The 20,529-nt window shown below is 73.7% G+C and carries 13 protein-coding genes and 1 pseudogene; 4 read left to right on the forward strand and 10 right to left on the reverse strand.

Annotation, left to right across the window (positions count from 1 at the left end):
- Nucleotides 1-113: 113 nt before the first annotated feature.
- Complete coding sequence (locus tag AB0K28_RS40200; RefSeq protein ID WP_364380720.1) at nt 114-2,807, forward strand: AAA family ATPase; 2,694 nt, start codon at nt 114-116, stop codon at nt 2,805-2,807.
- On the opposite strand, the gene AB0K28_RS40205 is transcribed toward AB0K28_RS40200, so the two are convergent.
- A complete protein-coding gene (locus AB0K28_RS40205) occupies nt 2,804-3,709 on the reverse strand; it encodes an NADP-dependent oxidoreductase (protein ID WP_345408914.1) in 906 nt (301 codons plus the stop codon). The genes AB0K28_RS40200 and AB0K28_RS40205 overlap by 4 nt on opposite strands.
- Before the next feature lie 96 nt (nt 3,710-3,805).
- Here AB0K28_RS40205 and AB0K28_RS40210 point away from each other — a divergent pair, with 96 nt between their 5' ends.
- Nucleotides 3,806-4,954: a histidine phosphatase family protein gene (locus AB0K28_RS40210; protein ID WP_345408916.1), complete on the forward strand. Its 1,149-nt coding sequence runs from the start codon at nt 3,806-3,808 to the stop codon at nt 4,952-4,954.
- On the opposite strand, the gene AB0K28_RS40215 is transcribed toward AB0K28_RS40210, so the two are convergent.
- The 8 genes and pseudogenes from AB0K28_RS40215 to AB0K28_RS40250 all read right to left on the reverse strand — a co-directional run bounded on the left by AB0K28_RS40215 (nt 4,947) and on the right by AB0K28_RS40250 (nt 15,872).
- Entirely contained in the window at nt 4,947-6,272 is a 1,326-nt protein-coding gene (locus AB0K28_RS40215) for an MFS transporter (protein WP_364380723.1), read from the reverse strand. The genes AB0K28_RS40210 and AB0K28_RS40215 overlap by 8 nt on opposite strands.
- A gap of 585 nt (nt 6,273-6,857) precedes the next feature.
- Nucleotides 6,858-6,998, reverse strand: a pseudogene (locus AB0K28_RS40220) (ClpX C4-type zinc finger protein); the annotation flags it as partial.
- Between the two features lie 66 nt (nt 6,999-7,064).
- Entirely contained in the window at nt 7,065-8,153 is a 1,089-nt protein-coding gene (locus tag AB0K28_RS40225; RefSeq protein WP_364380726.1) for a hypothetical protein, read from the reverse strand.
- Nucleotides 8,150-8,668: a SigE family RNA polymerase sigma factor gene (locus AB0K28_RS40230; protein ID WP_364380729.1), complete on the reverse strand. Its 519-nt coding sequence runs from the start codon at nt 8,666-8,668 to the stop codon at nt 8,150-8,152. Before AB0K28_RS40230 ends, AB0K28_RS40225 begins: the two co-directional genes overlap by 4 nt.
- A 69-nt stretch (nt 8,669-8,737) precedes the next feature.
- A complete protein-coding gene (locus AB0K28_RS40235; protein WP_364380732.1) occupies nt 8,738-10,999 on the reverse strand; it encodes an FtsX-like permease family protein in 2,262 nt (753 codons plus the stop codon).
- Between the two features lie 49 nt (nt 11,000-11,048).
- Nucleotides 11,049-14,180 carry an FtsX-like permease family protein gene (locus AB0K28_RS40240; protein ID WP_364380735.1) on the reverse strand — a complete coding sequence of 1,044 codons (3,132 nt, stop codon included), beginning with the start codon at nt 14,178-14,180 and terminating at the stop codon, nt 11,049-11,051.
- Between the two features lie 16 nt (nt 14,181-14,196).
- On the reverse strand, nt 14,197-14,943 hold the full coding sequence (locus AB0K28_RS40245) for an ABC transporter ATP-binding protein (RefSeq protein ID WP_345408937.1): 747 nt from the start codon (nt 14,941-14,943) through the stop codon (nt 14,197-14,199).
- Nucleotides 14,940-15,872 carry an ABC transporter ATP-binding protein gene (locus tag AB0K28_RS40250; protein WP_345408939.1) on the reverse strand — a complete coding sequence of 311 codons (933 nt, stop codon included), beginning with the start codon at nt 15,870-15,872 and terminating at the stop codon, nt 14,940-14,942. Before AB0K28_RS40250 ends, AB0K28_RS40245 begins: the two co-directional genes overlap by 4 nt.
- Nucleotides 15,873-16,064: 192 nt before the next feature.
- On the opposite strand from AB0K28_RS40250, the gene AB0K28_RS40255 reads away from it, so the two are divergent.
- Both AB0K28_RS40255 and AB0K28_RS40260 read left to right on the forward strand, forming a co-directional pair.
- On the forward strand, nt 16,065-16,433 hold the full coding sequence (locus AB0K28_RS40255; RefSeq protein WP_345408941.1) for a hypothetical protein: 369 nt from the start codon (nt 16,065-16,067) through the stop codon (nt 16,431-16,433).
- Nucleotides 16,434-16,455: 22 nt separating this feature from the next.
- Nucleotides 16,456-16,905, forward strand: coding sequence for a hypothetical protein (locus AB0K28_RS40260; RefSeq protein ID WP_364380739.1), 450 nt, complete (start codon nt 16,456-16,458; stop codon nt 16,903-16,905).
- A 140-nt stretch (nt 16,906-17,045) separates the two neighbouring features.
- On the opposite strand, the gene AB0K28_RS40265 is transcribed toward AB0K28_RS40260, so the two are convergent.
- A complete protein-coding gene (locus AB0K28_RS40265) occupies nt 17,046-20,513 on the reverse strand; it encodes a ThuA domain-containing protein (RefSeq protein ID WP_364380742.1) in 3,468 nt (1,155 codons plus the stop codon).
- Nucleotides 20,514-20,529 lie beyond the last annotated feature (16 nt).

Below are 20,529 nucleotides of genomic sequence, written 5' to 3' on the forward strand. Positions count from 1 at the left end.
TTTCGAGCGCCGGCCGGTATCCGTCATCCGACTGCACACCGGAATAATCCCGGCGGCTTTTGTGTTGTAGCGCACAGTTTTCGAGATCGGCGTCCCCATTTCCTGGAGCATCAGTGCATCACCGCGGAGACCATTCGGCAGTGGGCCGGGAAAACGAAATCGCGGAAATTCTCCGGCGTTTGGAGTCCGGCCGGGTGCTGGTGCTCGCGGGCGATCCCGGCGCAGGGAAGAGCGCGCTGCTCGACGTCGCGGCCGGCCGAGCGGGCCGGGTGTTGCGCGCGGCCGGCAGCGAGTCCGAGGCGTTCCTGGGGTTCGCAGGGCTCCATCAGCTGCTCCGCCCGGTGCTGGGCGAGCTGGACGGCCTGCCGCCACGGCAGCGTTCCGCGCTCAGGGCCGTCCTCGGGCTGGACGACGGAGCCTACGATGGCATGCTCGTCGGCTCGGCGGTCCTCACCCTGGTCTCGAATCTGGCGCCGCTGCTCATCGTGGTCGACGACGCCCAGTGGATCGACCGCGCATCGCTGGACGTGCTGTCCTTCGTGGCCCGCCGCCTGGACGCCGAACCCGTCTCGCTGCTGCTGGGCGTCCGCTCCGCGGCGCCGCTGCCCGGCTTCGGCGGCGAACGCCTGGAGCTCGGCCCGCTGAGCGACGAGGCGGCGAACCGGCTGCTCGACCGCCAGCCGGCCCCGCCCACCGGCCGGCGTCGGGTGCGCATCCTCCAGGAGGCGGCCGGCAATCCCCTGGCCCTGATCGAGCTCGCCCGCGCGACCCCGCAACAAGGTGTCGAGGGCCCGCTGCCGGTCACCGAACGGCTGGAGCGGATCTACGCCGACCAGATCGAGTTTCTGCCTGAGGCGACCCGCCGCTCCCTGCTGCTGCTCGCCGCCGCCGACGCGACGGACGTACGGACGGCCTCGAAAGGGCTCCCCGAGGCCGACGACAAGGCGTGGACGCCCGCCGAGCAGGCCGGCCTCGTCCGCCAGGACGGCGCCCGCATCACCTTCCGCCACCCGCTCGTCCGCTCGGCCGTCTACCACGCGGCCTCCTTCGACGAGCGCAGGCAGGCGCACCTCGCGCTGGCGGAGCTGAGCGAGGAGCCCGACCGCCGGGCCTGGCACCTCGCCGCCGCGACCATCCGTCCCGACGCGGAGGTGTCGGACGCCCTGCGGCGGACGGCCGGCCGGGCGCGCCGGCGGGGCGGCTACGCGGCCGCTGCCGCCGCCCTCGAACGCGCCGCCGAGCTGAGCCCGCACCCGGCGGACCGGGCCGGGCTGCTGGCCGAGGCCGCCGCCACAGCGGTGTTCACCGGCCAGCTCGGCTGGGTGGAACGCCTGACCGCCGAGGTGGCCAGGCACAGCGACGACCCTGCGCTGATCGGCGACGCCTGGCTGGCCACCGGGCGGCTCATGGCCCTGCGCAGCAACCACGCGGCCGCGTTCGCGGTGCTGACCCGCGTCGCGGACGAGCACCCGTCCAGGGCCATGGACGCGCTGGCCGCGGCGGCGGTGGTCCGCTACTACTCGGGCGAGGAGTCGCAGCGGCAGCGGATCGAGCGCCTGCTCGCCGCCTCCCCCGACGCCGCCTCCCCCGACGCCGCCTCCCCCCACAGCGCCCTGCCCGCCAGCGGCCTGCCCGACAGCGGCCTGCGCGTCTGGGTGGAGGCCGTCTCCGACCCCCATGGCGCGGGTGCCCGGTTCGTCCCGGCGCTGTCAGGGCTCATCGCCGACGCCGCGGGCGACCCCGGCCGGCTGACCGCGCTCGCCATCGTGGCCTGGATCCTCGACCAGACCGCGCTGGCCGCCAGGACCTTCGACGAGGCGTACGACCGGTGGCAGGCCGACGGCGCGCTGCCGGCCGGGCTGGGCAGCGCCGTCGGCTGGGCGTACCTGGAGCAGGGCCGGTGGGCCGAGGCCCGTACGGTGGCCGCCGAGATCGCGGCGACGGCCACGACGGCCGGGCTCGACCATGCCGAGGCGTGCGTCCACGCGCTCGACGCGACGGTGCTCGCGCTGCGCGGCGACGCGGACGGCGCGCGGCGCGGCGCCGAGCGGGCGCTTGCCCTGGTCGATCCGCTGGAGAGCCGGTCGATCGCCGTGTCCGCGCGCCGGGCCCTGGGGTTCGCGGCGGTGGCCGAGGGCGACTACGAGACCGCGTACGCCCAGTTCCGCTCCGCCTTCACCGACGACGGCGAGCCCGTGCACTACCACGTCTCCTTCACGGTCCTGGCCGAACTCGCCGCGGCCGCCGTTCGCAGGGGGCGGCGGGAGGAGGCCGCCGGCCTGCTGGAACGCGCGGCTTCCCGTCCCGGCCTGTCGGTACGCGTCCGCGCGCTGCTCGACCGCGGCCGGGCCCTGCTCGCCGAGCCGGACCACGCGGAGCCGTACTTCCTGGCCGCGCTGGCGGACGACGCGGGCGAGCAGTGGCCGTTCGAGCGGGCGCAGACCCGGCTCGACTACGGCGAGTGGCTCAGGAGGCGGCGGCGCATCGCCGAGGCTCGTCCCCTGTTGACGGCAGCGCTGGAGACGTTCCGGCGGCTCGGCGCGCGGCCCTGGGCCGAGCGGGCGGAGGCGGAGCTGCGCGCCGCCGGCATCGAGGCCACCGGCGCCGTGGCGCCCACCGCTCTCACCGAGCTGAGCCCGCAGCAACAGCAGATCGTCCGGCTCGCCGCCCGCGGGCTGACGAACCGGGAGATCGGCGACAAGCTCTACCTCTCACCGCGCACGGTCGGCTCCCACCTCTACCGCGTGTTCCCCAAGCTGGGCATCACGGCCCGCGCCCAGCTCCGCGACGTCCTCGAGAGCACCTAGACGGTGATCACGATCTTGCCGCGCACGTGGCCGCGCTCGGCGTAGGTGTGCGCGTCCGCGATCTCGTCGATCGGGTACGTCCGCTCGATGCGCGGGGTGTAGCGGCCCTGCCGGCCGAGGTCGCTCGCTTCGGCGAGGAGCGCGGGGTCGTTGGCCGCGTTGGCCATGTGCACGCCGAGGCGCTGGGCGTTGGCGTGGTCGGCGACCGTCGAGACGCGCTCGGGGTCGCCCGCGATCGCGATGAGGTCGGGCAGCGAGCCGGAGGCGGCGGTGTCGAGCACGATGTCGATCCCGTTCGGGGCCAGGGTGGCGAGGCGGTCCGCGAGGCCGGCGCCGTACGTGGTGGGGACGGCTCCGAGCGAGGTGAGGAACGCGTGGTTGCGCTCGCCGGCGGTCCCGATGACGGTGGCGCCCCACGCCACGGCGATCTCGACGGCGGCGCTGCCCACGCCTCCTGCCGCGCCCTCGATGAGGAGGGTGCGGCCCTTCACGGGGCCGAGCGCGTTCAGGCCGTTCATCGCGGTCACGGCCGCCAGCCCGGCGCCGGCGGCCTGCTCGTCGGTCCACGTCTCGGGCGCGTGGGCCCAGGCCGACAGCACGGCCAGCTCCGCCGTCGCGCCGGTCACGCCGCCCAGCCCGAAGACCCGGTCGCCGATGCTCACCCCCTCCACGCCCTCGCCGATCTCGTCCACCACGCCGGCGGCGTCACGCCCGGGAACGGCGGGCAGGTCCACGGGGAGCACCTCGCGCACCGCCCCGGAACGCACCTTCCAGTCCACGGGGTTGACGCCGGCCGCCGCGACCCGGATGCGGACCTCGCCAGGCCCGGGGTGCGGGTCCGGCGCCTGCTCGACCACCAGGGTCTCCACACCGCCGTACTGGTGATAACGAACTGCGCGCATGACGTACTGCCTTTCACTGTGATCAGTGGGTCGATGTCCGCTTACGCTAAAACCTGACGTCAACGTCAGCTGCAAATCGAGCCAGGAAGGCCCCCCATGCGCACCCTGTACGTCGTCACCCATCCGGAGGCGACACACCACGTCGAGAAGGTCGTCGGCGGCTGGCACGACTCGCGGCTGACACCGGCCGGGCTCGACGCGGCGGCCTCGATCGCCGAGGCGTTACGCGCCCGCATCCCGGACGACGCCGAGGTGGAGCTGTTCTCCTCGGATCTGCTGCGCACCCGGCAGACGGCCGACGAGATCGCCGGCTTGTTCGGTGTGCGGGCCGTTCTGGATCCCAGGCTCAGGGAGAAGTCCTACGGGGAGGCGGGCGGCAGGCCGCAGGAGTGGCTGGACCAGCGCTTCATCCCGCCGCCCGCGGCCGGTGAACGGCTGCGTCACGACGAGGGCGTGGCCGGCGCCGAGACGAAGGCGATGCTGGCGCAGCGCGTGTACGCGGCCATGGACGAGATCGTGCAGCGTTCCTGCGAGCACCAGGTCGTCGTCACGCACGGCGGCTCGCTGACGTTCGTCGTGACGTCATGGATCAGGATGCCGATCGAGGCGGCCGGTTACGCGGCCTTCCCGGTGGCGTCCGGCAGCATCACCACGCTGCGCGAGGACGACCGCTATCATAACCGCGCGGTGGTCAGCCTGGGTGACATCCGGCATCTCGCACGGAAGAGGCGGTTCCTCGTTCTGCACGACTACGGCATGGGCGCGATGTGGTGGTGGATGCGGGCCCGGTCGGCCAGGGAGATCGTGGAGACGTTCGCGGAGGTCGAGGTGGCCCATGATGCCCAGGCTCCGGACGGAAACGTGCCGGAGGTCGACATCGACTCCCCCGCGCTGCCCGGCCGGCTCGACGAGTTGCGGGCGAAGCGGGACGCCCAGCGTGCCCGGCCCGGCTTCGGGGCGTTCGCGGGCCGGGACGTGGTCTATCTGCGGCGCCGCTGGGACGGCGAGGACGGCGTGCCAGCGGCGAACTATCTGATGGAGGTCGGCTCCGACGGCCGGCGGCTCCGCCAGGTGGAGCAGCGCGACGACGGAGCCGCCTTCCGAAGCGATCAGGACGACTGGGCGTTCAACCCGCCGGTCGTCGATCTCTTCGATCCCGAGCTGGTGGAGATGGAGATCCGCCGGGAGGACTTCGAGGCGGCGTGGGCGCGGGCGAAGAGCTGCGACGACTCGTCCCTCAGTTGAGCACGTGCTGGGGCAGCCGCCGGATGACCAGGGCGGCGGCGATGAGCCCGATGACCGAGAGGCCGGCGGCGGTCACGAACGGGTTCGCCGAGTGCAGGGCGGGGGCGAAGCCGATCCCCACGTAGACCGTCACTCCGGCGGCGCCGCCGAGCTGGTCCACGCCGCGCTGGATCCCTGAGGCGATCCCGGCGTCCTCGTCGGTCGCGCCGCTGACCGCGAGGTACTGCAGCCCGATGAGCCCGAAGCCCATCCCGGCGGCGATCAGCACCATCGCCGCGATCAGCCACGGCGCCCCGGCGCCGAGGACGGCGACCAGGGCGATCAGGGCCATCGCGCCCGCGGTGCAGCCGAGGCCCGCCAGGACGCACACGCGCGCTCCCCACCTGCCGAGCAGTCGCGGGACGAGCAGGGAGGCCACGACCATGGCGACGCCCATGGACAGCATCGTGAGCCCGGCCTCCAGCGGGCCGACGCCGCGGACGTCCTGCAGGTAGAAGGTGAACAGCAGGAACGACGTGGACAGCGCGCCGCTGAGCAGCGTCGTGGCGATGTTCGCGGTGACCCTGGCGCGGTGGGCGAAGAAGCTCAGCGGTACGAGCGGATGCGGGGAGCGGGCCTCGACCCGTACGAACGCGGCACCGGCCAGGGCCGCGCCGGCCAGCGCCACCACGCTCACCCACGGGCTCGCGCCCGGCTCACCGGCCTGCACCACGCCATAGACGAACAGCAGCGGGCACGCCGTCAGCAGCAGCGCCCCCGGCAGGTCCAGGGGGCCGGGGCGGGTCACCGGCCGGTCGGATTCGACGAGGAGCAGTGCCGCCACGATCACGACCAGGATGACCGGCACCGAGATCAGGAACGTCCACCGCCACCCCAGGTGCGCGGTGATGACCCCCGACAGCACGAACCCGAGCACCAGCCCGCAGCTCGCGACGGCCGCCCACACGCTGAGCGCCCGTGACCTGCGCGGCCCCTCGGGGAACAGCAGGACGACGGTCGCCATCGCGGCCGGCAGCGCGACGGCCTCACCGGCGCCCTGCAGCAGCCGCGCCAGCACGAGGACGGGGAACGACGGGGCGAGCCCCGCCAGCAGGGACGCCGCGCCGAACAGGACGGTGCCGGACAGCAGCACGCGGCGGCGGCCCAGCAGGTCGGCCAGCCGGCCGCCGAGCATCAGCAGCCCGCCGCCGGCGATCGTGTAGCCGACCACGACCCAGGTCAGAGCGTGCCCGCCGGCGCCGAGGTCCGCGCCGATCGACGGGAGGGCGATGTTGACCACGGTCACGTCGACCGCGAGGAGGAACTGCAGCATGGACATCGCGCACAACACCAGCCATGCGCGCGTGGGGGAAGAGGAAGCCGGGCCGTGCCCGGGTGCGGAAAGCATCAAGCGCTCCGGTGCTCGAAGGTGAATCCGAGCAGCACGAAGGTGCCGCTCGGGACGGATCACGGAGCGACCGGACGTTCGCGAAGGGTTTGTGTGACGTGAACGCCCCGCCGCTAGCGGGACGTCCTGGTTACTGCCGCGCAGGCGGCCGAGCACGAAGCGGCTGACATGCCCTGCACCTTACCAGCCCCCTGTACCGAGGCCGGGCGCCCGGCCTCGGTGATGCACGGGGACGTGTCAGGCGCCGTCGGCCTGCTGGTCGTCCTGCTGGTCGTCCTGCTGGTCGTCCTGGGGGCGCTTCTCCTCGCCGGCGAAGCGTTCCCAGGCCGACTGGCGGGTGACGCCGAGTGCCGCACCGATCCTGGCCCAGCTCACGCCGCGATCCCGGAGCTCGGCGACGCGGCGGCGGAGGCTGACGTCGACCTGGGTGCCGACGCGGTCGATCCTGGGCAGGGCGCGCAGGATCTCCTCGTCGGACATGTTCGCCCATTCCGGGAGCTCCGGCTGGGCGGGGCCGACGTCGGCGGCCAGGATCTGGTTGCAGGCGGCGACGCATTCGTCGCAGATGTAGATGCCGGGGCCGGCGATGATCTTCTTGACCTCGGCGGCCTCCTTCCCGCAGAAGGAGCAGGTGGGCAGGGGAACAGCGGGGCTCATAGGCCCTCCTTTGTCAGGGTGATCCTGACGCGAGTCTATAGCGTCAGGGCTGGCCTGACAATCCGGTCAACGGCTGATCGCCTGACCGGGGAGGGTCAGGCGGACGACGTCGCCGTACTCGGCCAGCAGGCGGGCCTTGCCGGTCGTGACGTCCAGCGCGTAGGCGTTCCTGCCCTTGGCGTGATCCCGGACCATGACCTCCGTGTCGCTGAGCCACACGGTGGGCGTAGGGCTGCCGGGCACGTCGGTCGTGGGCAGCTGCCGTACGGTCTCACCGGTCTTGGCGTCGAGGACGGTGAGCACCGGTTCCTTCCTCGGGGAACCGGTCATGTCGAGCGCCACCACCGTGCGGCCGTCCGGCGCGACCTCGCTGAACGAGACGAACGTGCCGTCGAAGCGCACCGGCTCGCCGCCGCCGGTCACGGGCATCAGCCACAGATCGGTCTTGACGTGGCGGACCAGCTCCAGCACTCCGTCCTTGATGGCGACCGGCTGGAAGCCGCGCGGCAGCATCGTGGGCTCGTCTGCTCGCATGTCGATGAGCACGCCGGTGTACTTGTCGAACTCCTCAGGGTCGTCGAAGACCAGGTAGCGGCCGTCGTCCGACACCAGCAGCATGGCGCCGAGCGGGATCTTCCTCTCCGGCACCTTGACCGGCGAGACCGTCTCGGCTCCGGTCTCCAGGTCGCGCACCACGTGGGCCTGCGCGTCACGGCTGTAGTAGGCCAGCATGCGGCCGTTCCTGCTGATCGCGATGGGCGCGTGCGCCTTGCCGGTGGTGCGGGTGAGGGCTCGCGGCAGGCGGTAGGTCGCTCCTTCGGCCGTCACCACCCGCCACTCCTCGTCACCGCAGGGCGGCTGCTCGCACCTCGTCTCGTACGCGTGGCTGAGCGTCCCCACCGGCGCTTCGGGCAGGTCGGACACCACGTCGGCCTGTTCCACGCCCGGCGAGACCCGCACGGCGGGCACGGCGTTCACCTGCCAGGGCGTCGTCATGACCACGCCGCCGGCGCCCACGATCGCGGCGACCGCGACCGCGGACAGCGACGCCGCGACGATCCGCCTGCGCCGGTGGCGGGCGATGGCCGCCTCGGCCAGGTCCACCAAGGGTGCTTCTGCGGCGATGTCGTCCAGCGCCCGGTGCAGCCGCGTCATCGGATGACCTCCTCGATCTCGGGGTCGGACAGCAGGTGCGCCAGCTCGGGCGCGATCTCCCGCAGGCGGGCCAGGGCGCGGTGGGTCTGGCTCTTGACGTTGCCGATCGAGCAGCCGAGCACCTCGGCCGCCTGCGCCTCGGTCATGTCCTCCCAGAAGCGCAGCACGATCACCGCGCGCTGCTTGGGCCCGAGCCGGGCCAGCGCCTGGCGCAGCACGATGCGGTCGAGCGTGGCGTCGTCGTGGGAGACCCCGCCCTGGGGCACCTCGGCGCTCGGCAGCTCACGACGCGGCCGGCGCCTCCAGGACGTGTACTGGTTGACCAGCGACTTGCGGATGTACGCCTCAGGATTGCCGCCCCTGGCCAGCTTGCCCCATTTGCCCACGACCTTGGCGAGGACGCTCTGCAGCAGGTCCTCGGCCAGGTGGGCGTCTCCCGTGAGCAGGTACGCGGTCCGCATCAGCGCTTGCTGACGGACGAGCACGAACTCACGGAAGCCGTCGTGACGGTCCAATGTGATCTCCTCTCGCCCGTTCAGAACGCCACCCACGGGACGAAAGGTTGCACCCGGCTCGGAGATCGCTCAGCCGTCGCCCGCGCGCAGCACCTCACTCAGCCGCCGACGGCGCCGCACCGCCGCCTCGACGGGCACCACGACGGCGACGGCCACCACGAACGCCACCGCCACCGCGCCGACGCCCCACCACGGGGGTGCCGGGGCCGGGCCGGCACCGGTGAGGAGGTGCAGGGAGAGCGACCCGAACGTCAGGTGGGCCAGCAGCACCCCGAGCAACGGGCCTCCGACGGCGGCGAGCATCGCAGGGGGCAGCAGCTCCCCCGCCGCAACCCATCGGGTATCTCGGGACCGCAACCCGAGGGTCCGCAGCCGGGTGAGCGTCTGCCACCGTTCCGGCGCACTGGCCGCCGCACCCAGCGCGAGCCCCAGCAGCCCCAGGACCGGCAGCGTCACGCCCACCACCCAGGCCAGCCGCAACAGCCCCGCGGCCAGCGGCCCCGCCGCGGGACCGCCTTCGACCGCGGCACCGAGGGTGGGCGCGGGGGCGAGGGTGAGCGCGTTCGAGGGGTCCGAGCCGAGGGCGGCTGCGAGGGTGAGGGTGTACGTGGTGAGGGCTGCGGCGGTGACGAGGGTCGCCAGCGGGAGGACGCGAGTCGAGGTCGCCGCTGCCCGGGCGGCTCCGAACACCGCCAGCGGGCGGCGGGAGCGCAGCAGCCGCTTGAGCGCGACGCGGGTGCCGAAGGGCAGGGCCCGTGCCAGCATGAGCGCGCCGGCGAGCGCGCACAGGGCGGGGGCGCTCGCGGGCAGCACTCCCCCGCCGGTCCCGCGCTGGTGCAGGGCGACGGCGGCGCCGATCGCGGCCAGCAGCACCCCGAGCTCCGCGGCGGCCCGCCGTAGCCGTGCGGTGTCGCGCATCCACCGCCGTGCGCTCCGGTTGGCGGGGACGCGGCGGTCGCGGGTGGCGCGGGCGGCGGTGAGCGTGCCGAACACCGGTCCAGCGACGACGGCGACGATCACCACCGGCGCGATCCACTCCCAGGAAACCCCGGATGCCCCGGCCTCGATCAGGCCGGCTCCCGGCGCGACTGCTCCGGCCGCTCCAGGGCCTGGCGCGCCGGCCCCGGACAGGGCGACCCCAGGCGTGATGACCGCGGCCAAGGTGAGTCCCACCGCCGCGGCGAGCAGCGCCGTCACGGCCGATTCCAGCAGCAGTTCGCCGCCGATCACCGGGAGGGACATCCCGCGCTGGCGGGCGGCGGCGAGGGGGCGGGCGCGGCGGCGTACCAGGAGGTCGGCGGCGAGGAGCAGGACCAGGGCGGCGACGGTGAGCAAGGTGACGAGCAGCAGGGACGCCTGCGCGAACGCGGCCTCGACCTGCGCGCTCACGTCCCGCAGCACCCCGTCGAGCCGGGTCTCCCACTTCAGCGAGCCGTCCCGCGCGCCGGAGGACCCGGAGGCCGCCTTGAGCGCGACCACCTTGGCGGCGACCGGCGGCACGACGTCCCAGGAGAGGCGGGCCCGGTCGGGGGTGAACCAGGCGGTGCGCCGCAGCTCGTCAGGTCCGAAGGCGAGTCGGGCGTCGGGCAGGGATTCGCGGGACAGCAGCCCGGCGAAGCGGGTGCTTCCCCTGCCGTCCGCCCCGGCCACCGGCTTCAGCAGGGCGGGGGCCAGCCGCCAGGCGGGGTCGGCGCTGTCCGACGGCCGGAAGATGCCGCTGACCTGGACCTTCTTGACGTTCCCCTGGTCGTCGGCGAGCGGGATCTCGGCGCCGGGCCGGAGCTGGAGAGCGGCGGCGTCCGCCTCCGACAGGCCCACCTGCACCGGCCACGGCGGCGCGCCGTAAGGGACGGACGCCGTCTCTGAGCCGGTGGGCTCGGGCGGGCCGCCCGTGATCCAGGTGACGGCGGGGCCGCCCTCGCGGGAGAGGTAGGCGAGCTGGAACGTGCGCAGCACGCTGCCGTCGGTGATCTTGAGGGTGGGGCTGATGACAGTGGCGACGGGTGGGTGCACGGCCGCGCGCAGGCCGGGCCCGAGTTCCTCGGTGGCCCTGGCGCGGAAGTCGTCCACGCTCTCGGCGAGGCGCGGGTGCCGGATGCGGCTGGCGCTCGGCCCGCCGTCGTCCTCCATCCGGGAGTGGACCTGGAGGTCGCCGCCGTCCCTGCGGACGGCGTCCCGTACGGCGGCATCCGCGGTCGCGCTCAGCAGCGGCGGGATCGCGGCGGCCAGCACCGTGACCACGGCCACCACAAGGGCGGCCAGCAGCAACGGCCCGGCATCCGCGCGTGCGCGGCCGGCGATGCTGGGCCAGTGCGGTCCCGGGAGTCTCATGACGCCACCCACCACGCGTGCGTGCCGACGATGCCGGGCCCGTGGAGCTTCATGACGCCACCCGCAGGTGGGCGGCGTCGGCGCGACGGGCCTGGATGGCGACCACCATGCCGACCGCCAGGACGCAGGCGGCCAGCAGCCCGGCGAGCAGGGTGGACTCGGCGACCCAGGGCCAGACGGGCAGGACTTCGGGGACGGGGGCCGCGCCGGTGTCGGAGCGGATCTGGAGGGGGGCGACGAGGTGGGTGGCGAGGGCGCCGACCGCCGCGCCCGCGGCGAGCAGGGGCAGCAGAATCCCGATGTGCTGGGCGAGCAGCACCCTGCGGATCTCGCGCCGCGTCAGCCCCAGCCCGCGCAGCCGCGCCACCTCGACCGCGCGGGCCCGCAGGTCGAACGTCACGTGCAGGATGATCCCGGCGAGCATCAGCAGGAGCGCGGCCGGGACGAGCAGCCGGAGCACGGCCGGCAGGCCCGCCCGGAGCGGTCCGCCGGTGAGCCGGGCGGTCTCGGACGCGCGCGTGGTGGCGCCGGGGGCGTCGGCGGTGGGGTGGCCGACCCACCAGGCGTCCACGGGCGCGTCGAAGTCGCCGCGCACGGCCAGGGCTCGGGTGAGGGCGTCGAAGTCGGCCAGCACGGCGGCGGCGCCCGGGGCGGACGGCACGGCGGGGAGCACGTCGGCCACACGGACCGGTACGGGGGTGAGGCCGACGGTGAGGTCGAGCCGGGACCCGGGACGCGCGCCCACCTCCCCGGCGAACCGGGCCGAGACGGCGACCGGCACCGGCCCTGGGGCGGGGAAGGCGGTGGCGACCAGGCTGGCGGCGTCGGGCGGGCCCTGGAGCGAGACGGTGGTGGTCATCCGCAGCTCGGAGCCCTTGGCGGTCACGGCAGGGTTGGCGAGTTGCCTGGGGATCGGGCCGGCCGAGGTCGCGGTCCACGGTCCTTGCGAGGCGTCGGAGCCCGCCACGGTGAGGGTCACGGCGACGCGGCTGTCCGCCGCGGAGGTCCCGTAGAGGGTGTGGCCGGTGCCGACGTTCCCGGTGTCGATCTCGAACGGCAGCGACACCGCGACCAGCCGGAGCCCATCGCCGCTCGCGCAGTCCGGCAGCGGGTGCGGCTTGCCGTCGAGCGGGATGGGCGGTCCCGTGCAGGGGGTGCGCAGGCCGGTCGGGTCCTGGAGCAGCAGCCGGGGCGTCGTGGTGAGCGGGGTCGTGCCGGTGGCGTTCCCGGTCAGGGAGAGCGCGGCTCCGGCCGGGACGGCGATGCCCGCCACCCGTGACGGCGGTGCGAGGGCGGCGCCGACGGCGCTCCAGGAGCGGCCGTCGTTCAGCCGGCCGCGCAGCAGCGCATCGGCGCGGGTGGCGTCCACGGCGACCAGCCTGGGCGGGTCGCCGGCGCCGCCGAGCCACTGGCCGACGGCGATGCCGCGGTCGGTGGCCGGGCTCACCTCTCCCCCGGTGGCCGTGCCGACCGCCGGGCCCTGGCCGACGGCGGGCGGGGCGGTGAGCGCGAGCGCGAGGTCGGTGCCGACGGCCAGGTCGGCCTGGTCCTGCTGGGAGCGCTGCCAGGTGGCGTCGAACCCGATCCCGTACGTGGCCGCCGCGCACCCCAGCCCGACCAGCAGCCCGGCCGCGACCGCCTGCGGCCTGCGAGCGGCCTCGAACGCGGCCAGCGGCACCAGCAGCCCGCGAGCCCGGCGGGCCAGCCGTTCCACGACGCGCAGGGCGGGCCACACCAGACGCAACGCCAGCGCGGATCCGGCGATGAGCAGCAGCGCGGGGGCGAGCACCCGTACGGCGTCGATGGGCGAGCCAGAACCGGCCGGCTGGTCGCGCAACTGCCACCAGCCGACGGCGGCGAGCGCCACGAGCAGCACGTCGGCGCCTGACCTGGCGAGCAGCTCCCGCCGCCGGCGCAGCGCCGTCGCGGGGGTGCGCAGGGACGGCACGACGAGCACCGCCGCCAGCGCCAGCGCGCCACCGGCGACGGACAGCACCTGGGCGGCGTTCACCCCGAACGGCGTGGCGAGCCCGGCCCCTGACATGGGGGCCAGCCGGGTCAGCGTGGCGTGCAGCGCGGAGGAGGCCGGGATCGCGACCGCGGTGGCGAGCACGGCGAGCGCGCCCGCCTCGGCGACCGCCGCCCCGGCGAGTTGCCCGCGGCCGACGCCGAGCGCGGACAGCAGCGTGGTCTCCTCGCCGCGCACGCCCGCGCTGAGCCGGCCGGCGAGGGCGAGGGCGGTCGCGGTCAGGACGAGCCCGATGGCGGCGACGGCGAGCACGGCGGCCGTGGTGACCCGCTGCTGGTCGTGGGCGGACAGCAGGGTCGCGGGCAGTTGGGAGGCGACGCGCTGGATGCGTACCCGGTCGCCGAGCGTCTGCCCCAGCCTGCGGTCGGCGGCGAGCACGGTCTGGATGACGGTGTCGAGGTCACGGACGTCGGGGGCGGACAGGTCGGGGTGGGCGGTGATCTCCAGCCGGTCGAGGGTGGAGCCGCCGGCGAGCAGGTCGTGGAGGTCGGCCAGGAACGGCCCGTACGCGTGCACCGGCTGCGCCGAGCGGCCGTCGCGGTAGGCGAGGTCGTAGCCGGCGGCGGCGAGCGGGTCGCGCTCCCAGCCGGCGCCGGGCAGCGGGCGGACGACGCCGACCACGCTGACCTCGATCCCCTCGTCGGGGTCGTCGGCAAGCTCCCTGCCGAGGCTGACCCGGCTGCCGACGGCCAGGCCGAGCCGCCGCGCGGTGCTCTCCAGGACGACGGCCTCCACCGGCGTGGCGCCCGCGCGCGGCAGGCGTCCCGTCACCGGCTGGGCGCGGGACCGCAGGTCCTCCACCGCCGACAGGTACGCGACCGCCTGCGTCCCCGTGCCGGGCAGCCATCGCATCACCGACGACGTGCGGGCGGCCGTCGTCGCCTGGAAGGGGGTGAGGGCCGAGGTCAGCGCGGCGCGGGTGTCGTCGGCGACGGATCTCGCGTGCTCGCCGCGTACGGTGACGGTGTAGGCGGTGACGTCGATCTGGTCGGCGGTGGCGCGCGCGGCGGCGGTCTCACGGGCCTGTTCGGCGGTACGGGTGAGCAGGAGCGCGCACACGCCCAGCAGCGTCGTGCCGACCACGGCCACGGCCAGGAGCGCGGCCAGCATCGGCCACTGCGCACGGGCCCGCCGCGCGACCAGCCTCAGCACGTGCGGCCCTCACCACTCACGAATCGCCCCGCCCATCGGAGGACGCCCGCCGATTCCCGTCAGGCGAGGAGCGCGCGTCGAGATCATCGTCGAGGTGGCCGTCGTTGATGTGGATCACCCGGTCGGCGAGGGCGAGCATCGTCGGGTCGTGGGTGGAGACCAGGGCGGTCACGCCCTCCGACTCCACCACCCCGCGCAGCAACGCCATCACCGACAGGCCGGTCTCGGCGTCGAGCTGGCCGGTGGGCTCGTCGGCGATGAGCAGGCGGGGTGAGGCGGCCAGGGCGCGGGCGATCGCCACCCGCTGCTGCTGCCCGCCGGACAGCTCGCCGGGCAGTTGCTCGGCGTGGTCGGCCAGCCCGACCAGGTCGAGCAGCAGCGCGACCCGCCGCTCGCGTTCCGCCGGGGAGACGCGGGCGAGCCGCAGCGGGGCGCCCACGTTCTCGGCGGCCGACAGCACCGGGATCAGGCCGAAGGTCTGGAAGACGTACGAGACCTTCTCCCGCCGCAGCAGCGCCAGGCCGTCCTCGTCGAGGGCGGTGACGTCGGTGCCGTCGACGTGGACCGTACCGGCGTCGGGGCGATCCAGCCCGCCGATGACGTTCAGGAGTGTGGTCTTGCCGGAGCCCGACCGCCCGACCAGGGCGGTCATGGTGCCGGGCGCGAGGTCGAACGTCACGTCCCGCAGCGCCTGCACGGCGGTCGCGCCGCTGCCGAAGCGGCGGTGCACGCCGCGCACGCTGACCAGCGGCCCGCCGCTCATGCGGGCCCGCCGCCGTCGGGACGGATCGCCACGTGATCCGACTCGAGCACCAGCCGGACCCGCCGGGTCAGCGCCAGCGCCTCCCGGTAGTCGCGCGGCACCTGCACCCGTCCCGCCCGGTCCATCACCGCGTACTCCTCGGCGATCACCTGCTGGGCGCCGTCGTCGTCGGTGGCGGTACGCCGCAGGACCTCGCTGCTCGTCCGCCCGTCGCGGATGGCCACCGTCCGCTCGACCTGCCCGCTGACCGCGGGGTCGTGGGTGACGATGACGACGGTGACGCCCAGCCGCCGGTTGACCTCCCGCAGCAGCGCGAACACGGCCGCCGACGTGGCGCTGTCCAGCTCCCCCGTCGGCTCGTCGGCCAGCAGCACCTTGGGCTCGTTGGCGAGGGCGACCGCGATGGCGACCCGCATCTGCTGCCCGCCGGACATCTGGCCGGGCCGCCGGTCGGCGCAGTCGGCGACGCCGAGCAGGCCGAGCAGTTCGGCGGCGCGTTCGCGGCGGACGCGGGCGGGGGTGCGGGCGGCCGTCATCGGCAGGTCGACCATCTGGCGCGCGGTCAGGTACGGGATGAGGTTGGCGGCGGTCTGCTGGCGCACGAAGCCCACGGTGTGCCGCCGGTAGCGGACGCGGTCGGCGCGCGACATGTCCAGCAGGTTCCACCGGTCGACCCGCACGCGCCCTGCGGTGGGCGCGTCCACGCCGGCCAGGATGGACAGCAGCGTCGACTTCCCCGACCCGGACGCGCCGACGACGGCCACCATCTCGCCGGCGTCCACGACCAGGTCGAGCCCCTGCAGCGCCTGCACCTCGACCGAGCCGGTCTGGTAGATGCGCACCAGGCTCTCGCAGGCGATCAGCGCGTCGCGTCCGAACTCGGGTGCCTTCGCGGGCGGCTCAGGCAGGGACAGGGGCGTGACGGCCATCGCCCTCCTCAGTCCCGGCAGTGATCTCGGGGCAAGACTCTATCCTCCGGGCGAACCGTGCCCAACCCCAGTTTCTCCGGGTGATCGGGCGTATTCCCTGCGTATTCCACGCTGCTGCCGGCGCGTGCGACGATCACGCCCGATGAGCCTCGGCCGGGAGAGCCGATCTCCGGCCGTCGAAGGAGAAGACATATGCATCTGCTGAAGAAGGTCACCGTCGGCGTCGCCGCCGCGGTGGCGAGCCTCGCCCTGGCCGCACCGGCCCACGCGGAGAGCTTCAAGCGCGACGTCGGTGACGGGATCATCCGCTACAACGACGCCACCAACGAGCTGTGCGTCCTCGCGGACAACGTCACCGGCACGGCCTGGGTGGAGGTGACGCTCACCCGTCCCGGCACGATCGGCTCGCCCGTCGTCATCAGGGACGACAACGTCAAGCACCCAGGCGCCGTCTGCGGGCTGCTCACCGGCTTCGACGGCGTCACGTTCAAGGCCTCGTACGAGAGCTACTGGAGCGGGCGCGGCACCATCCTGCGCGGCTCGTTCGAGTTCCGGTCCTGACGCGATCGCGAGAGTTTTCCTCATGAACAAGCTGATGAAGACGGCCCTTGTGGCAGCGGTGGCAGTGAGCTCGACGATCGTCGGAGCGCTGCCGGCCCACGCGGCGAACCGCGACAACTGCCGCGGCAACGTCTCCTCCATCTACACGAGCGGCTCCGCCGTCGTCGCGTCGTACGTCATCGTCTGCGACCGGACGCAGAGCCACATCGTCGTCTCGGCGGACGTGACGCGCCAGGAGTACCCCTTGGCGAACCGGCGCGCCACGAAGACCTGCTACAACGCCGTCAGATGCTCGGTCCAGCCCCGCATCACCAACAAGACCGGCCGGCAGCTGTACTCCGGAGCGGTCTTCGGCGCGATCGCCAGGCGGGGCAGCTACATCGCGGGCTGCGGCTACGTCCAGGGCTTGCTGAGCGGCGGCCTGTCGCTGGACGCGCTCATGACGTGCAGGGCCAAGGACAAGTACCTGTAACAGGGCGCCCCGGCTCGCCGGGCCGGGCCGAAGGGGGCGGCCGCCGAACGTGACGCCGTCCCTGGTGCCCGGCTGCACCGCCGACGAGGCGCTCATCGCCTGGACTGCGCTGATGAGCGCGCTCGTCGCCGCGCCGCTGATCACCCGTTACGGGTCCAGCGCTGGTTGGCGCCGCCGTTGCAGGGCCAGATGGTGAGCTTGGTGCCGTTCGCCGTGGCGTGGCCGGGCACGTCCAGGCACTTGTTCGCGCCTACGGCGGTGATGGTACCGTCGGCGTTCAGACGCCACTTCTGGTTGTTCTGGCCGTTGCAGCTCCAGGTGATGACCGCGGTGCCGTCGGCGGTGCCGCCGCCGTTGACGTCCAGGCACCGGTCGCCGTGCACCCGCAGCTCGCCCGCGCCGGTGGCGGTCCACTGCTGGTTCGCCTGGCCGTTGCAGTCCCAGAGCTGCACCTGACCGTCGCCGGCGTCCAGGCAGCGGCCGGATTCGACGCCGCGCAGCGTGCCCGTGTCCGAGGGCGTGCCGTCCCCCGTGCCGACACCCTGGCCGTTGAAGGTGATGGAGTCCAGGTCGAACGCGTTCGCGGACGGCGCCCTGAAGACGACGTGCAGGTTGCGCGTGCCGCCCGGGTCGGTGACGGACACCGCGGGCAGCGACACGTAGGTGTCCCAGCCACCGGTCGCCGGCACGGTCCTGGTGGCGACGAGGGGTCCTGTCGGCGAGCCGGCGCGCAGCTCGATGGAGGCTCCGGTGGCGGACGGCGCCGAGACGCGGAAGGTCACCGTGTCGATGCCGGACAGGTTGACCGGGGTGAAGGAGATCCAGTCGCCGTTGGAGATGTCGCCGATGCGCCTGCCGCCCTCGGCGCCGGACTGCTCGACGACGCGGACCCCGGACGAGCCGGTGAAGTGCTCGGCCTGCTTGTGCTTCGGTTGCAGGGTGAGGCCGGCGGTGCCCTTCAGGCCGCCGGAGTCGGTGTACTCGGCGGACAGGGCGTAGTAGACGTTCGCGGTCTCGTCGTGGCCGGAGGCCGTGGTCGTGACCGTCCCCGTGCACCCGGTGTACTGGCCGGTGTCGTGGGCGTGCTGGTCGTGGCCGAGCGCGGTGGTCACGGTGACCTCGTCACAGTCGGCGGCGCCGTCCTCGGCGTCGGTGGCGACGACCGTGTAGTCCACCTCGTCGCCGAAGTCGATGAACCCGCCGTCGGGCGGCGCCGAGAAGGCCACCTCGGGACGGGTGTTGCCGACGACGACGGGCACCGTGACGCTGCCGGTCCTGCCGCCCGTGTCGCGGACGGTGAGCCTGGCGGTGTAGGTGCCGTTGGCGGTGTAGGTGTGCGAAGGGTTGGCGGCGGCGGAGGTCGCGCCGTCACCGAAGTCCCAGGCGAAGGTGATGGCGTCGCCGTCGGGGTCGGACGAGCCGGCCGAGGAGAACGCGACGGTGAGCGGCGCGGTGCCCGAGTCGGGGCTGGCGCTCGCCTTGGCCAGGGGCGCGCGGTTTCCCGCCACGTAGTCGATGCGGTAGATGCTGTCGTCGGTGTTCGCGTGGCCGAAGCCGTTGCCCCAGTCGGCCATGTAGAGGGCGCCGTCGGGGCCGAACTTCATGTCGATCGGCGCGCGTGGCGCGATCTGCGCCACGAAGGGGCTGATCTTCAGGAGGTTTCCCGAGGAGTCGAGGCGGAGTTCCTTGACGAAGTTGCGGCTCCACTCGTAGAAGAACGGCGTCCCGTCGTAGTAGGCGGGGAACTTCCGCTCGGAGCCGGAGGCCGCGTCGTAGCGGTAGATGGGGCCGCCCATCGGGGCGGCGCCGCCGCAGCAGTCGATCTCGGGGAACTCCTCCGAGGCGTGGTAGTCGTACCACAGGGTCGCGGGCTTGGCGGCCGGGAGGTTGGTCAGGCCGGTGTTGTTGGGCGAGTTGTTGACGGGCGCCGAGCAGTTGAACGCCGGGCCCGAGGCGCCGGTGGCGAAGTTGTAGTCGCGGTACGCCAGGTTGGGGCCGACGCAGTACGGCCAGCCGTAGAAGCCGGGCTCTTTGATCAGGTTCCACTCGACGGTGCCCTCGGGGCCGCGGGCGGAGTTCGCGGCGCCCGCGTCGGGGCCGTAGTCGCCCACCGAGATCCAGCCGGTCTCCTTGTCGACCGAGAAGCGGAACGGGTTGCGGAAGCCCATCGCGTAGATCTCCGGCCGGGTCCTCGCGGTGCCGGGCGGGAACAGGTTGCCGGACGGGATCGTGTAGGTGCCGTCGGCCTCGGGGTGGATGCGCAGGATCTTGCCGCGCAGGTCGTCGGTGTTGGCCGAGGAGCGCTGGGCGTCGTAGTGCTCCCTGCCCTGCCGCTCGTCGATCGGGGCGTAGCCGCTGGAGCCGTTGGGGTTGGTGTCGTCGCCGGGGCCGATGTAGAGGTCGCCGTCCGGTCCGAAGGCGAGGTAGCCGCCGGTGTGGCCGGGCTCGTCGACGTTCCGGTACGCCGGAATCTCGATGATCTTCTTCTCGCTGGCCGGGTCGAGGGCGGTGCCGTTGAAGGTGAAGCGCGACACCCGGTTCACCTCGCCGCCGCTCGCGGGCGAGTAGTTGAGGTAGATCCAGCCGTTGTCGGCGAAGTCCGGGTCGAGCGCCAGCCCGATGCCGCCGTCCTCGCCGCCGTCGTAGACCGGCAGGGTGCCGATGACGCGCGTGCCGCCGCCGTTGGCGGGGATGAGGTTCACCTTGCCGGAGCGCGAGATGTAGAAGACGTCGCCGTCGGCGGCCACGTCCAGCTCCATGGGCTGGTCGGGCGCGCCGTCGAGGGTGACCTTCTGGTAGCGGGCCTCGACGGTGCCGCCGCAGTCGCCCGGCGCCGCGCCGGCCGCCCACTGCACGGCGCCCAGCAGGTGCTGCCGGAACAGCGGCTCGCTGTAGGAGGACGCCTGGTGGCCCATCGCGGTGGCGAACACCCGGCCGCCCTCCGGCTGGTGGCACCAGGAGATCGGGTGGTCGGCGCCCATTCTGCTCGACCCGGCGTCATAGGTGGTCTCGTCGGCGGTCACCAGCACGTGGACCGAGCCCCGCATGTTCGTGTCGAAGTTGTACCACTCCTCGGTGCGGGTCCACCGGTCGGGTAAGCCCTGGGTGGCGGGGTGGACCTGGTCGGCCACCTTGGCGGTGCCCTGCACGATCGACGAGTGCGCGGTCATGTGGGCGCCGGCCAGGACGACCTCGTCCCACCAGGGGAACTGCGCCTCGATGTTCATGTCGGTGGCGTTGTGGATCGCCACGACGCCGCGCCCGCCGCGTACGTACGACTGGAAGGCCTGGCGCTGGGCGTCGTTGTCCCACACCATGCCGTTGGTCTGGAACATGATCACCGCGTCGTAGGTGCTCATCGCCGCGCTGGTGAAGACGGAGGAGTCCTCGCTGTGGTCGAGCTTGAAGTCGTTGTCGGCCGCCAGCTGCTGGAACATCGCGACGCCGGCGGAGATGGAGTCGTGCCGGTAGGCGCCGCCCGCCGTCTCGGTGAACAGCAGCACCTTGAACGGGTCCGCGAGCGCGTGCGCGACGGGCGGTGACGACGACAGCAGCAGCAGTCCTGACAGGGCCGCGGCCAGGGCGGTGAGCAGGCGTGATCTTCGCATGGGAGAGCTCCTGAGG

The sequence above is a fragment of the Nonomuraea sp. NPDC049504 genome (genome assembly GCF_040676845.1).
GTDB lineage: Bacteria > Actinomycetota > Actinomycetes > Streptosporangiales > Streptosporangiaceae > Nonomuraea > Nonomuraea salmonea.

What these genes read in the sequence shown, in the direction of transcription:
- AB0K28_RS40205 (WP_345408914.1), bottom strand. Translation starts at nt 3,709, where the DNA reads ATGCGCGCAGTTCGTTATCACCAGTACGGCGGTGTGGAGACCCTGGTG.
- AB0K28_RS40210 (WP_345408916.1), top strand. Translation starts at nt 3,806, where the DNA reads ATGCGCACCCTGTACGTCGTCACCCATCCGGAGGCGACACACCACGTC.
- AB0K28_RS40215 (WP_364380723.1), bottom strand. Translation starts at nt 6,272, where the DNA reads ATGTCCATGCTGCAGTTCCTCCTCGCGGTCGACGTGACCGTGGTCAAC.
- AB0K28_RS40225 (WP_364380726.1), bottom strand. Translation starts at nt 8,153, where the DNA reads ATGACGCGGCTGCACCGGGCGCTGGACGACATCGCCGCAGAAGCACCC.
- AB0K28_RS40235 (WP_364380732.1), bottom strand. Translation starts at nt 10,999, where the DNA reads ATGAGACTCCCGGGACCGCACTGGCCCAGCATCGCCGGCCGCGCACGC.
- AB0K28_RS40245 (WP_345408937.1), bottom strand. Translation starts at nt 14,943, where the DNA reads ATGAGCGGCGGGCCGCTGGTCAGCGTGCGCGGCGTGCACCGCCGCTTC.
- AB0K28_RS40250 (WP_345408939.1), bottom strand. Translation starts at nt 15,872, where the DNA reads ATGGCCGTCACGCCCCTGTCCCTGCCTGAGCCGCCCGCGAAGGCACCC.
- AB0K28_RS40255 (WP_345408941.1), top strand. Translation starts at nt 16,065, where the DNA reads ATGCATCTGCTGAAGAAGGTCACCGTCGGCGTCGCCGCCGCGGTGGCG.
- AB0K28_RS40260 (WP_364380739.1), top strand. Translation starts at nt 16,456, where the DNA reads ATGAACAAGCTGATGAAGACGGCCCTTGTGGCAGCGGTGGCAGTGAGC.
- AB0K28_RS40265 (WP_364380742.1), bottom strand. Translation starts at nt 20,513, where the DNA reads ATGCGAAGATCACGCCTGCTCACCGCCCTGGCCGCGGCCCTGTCAGGA.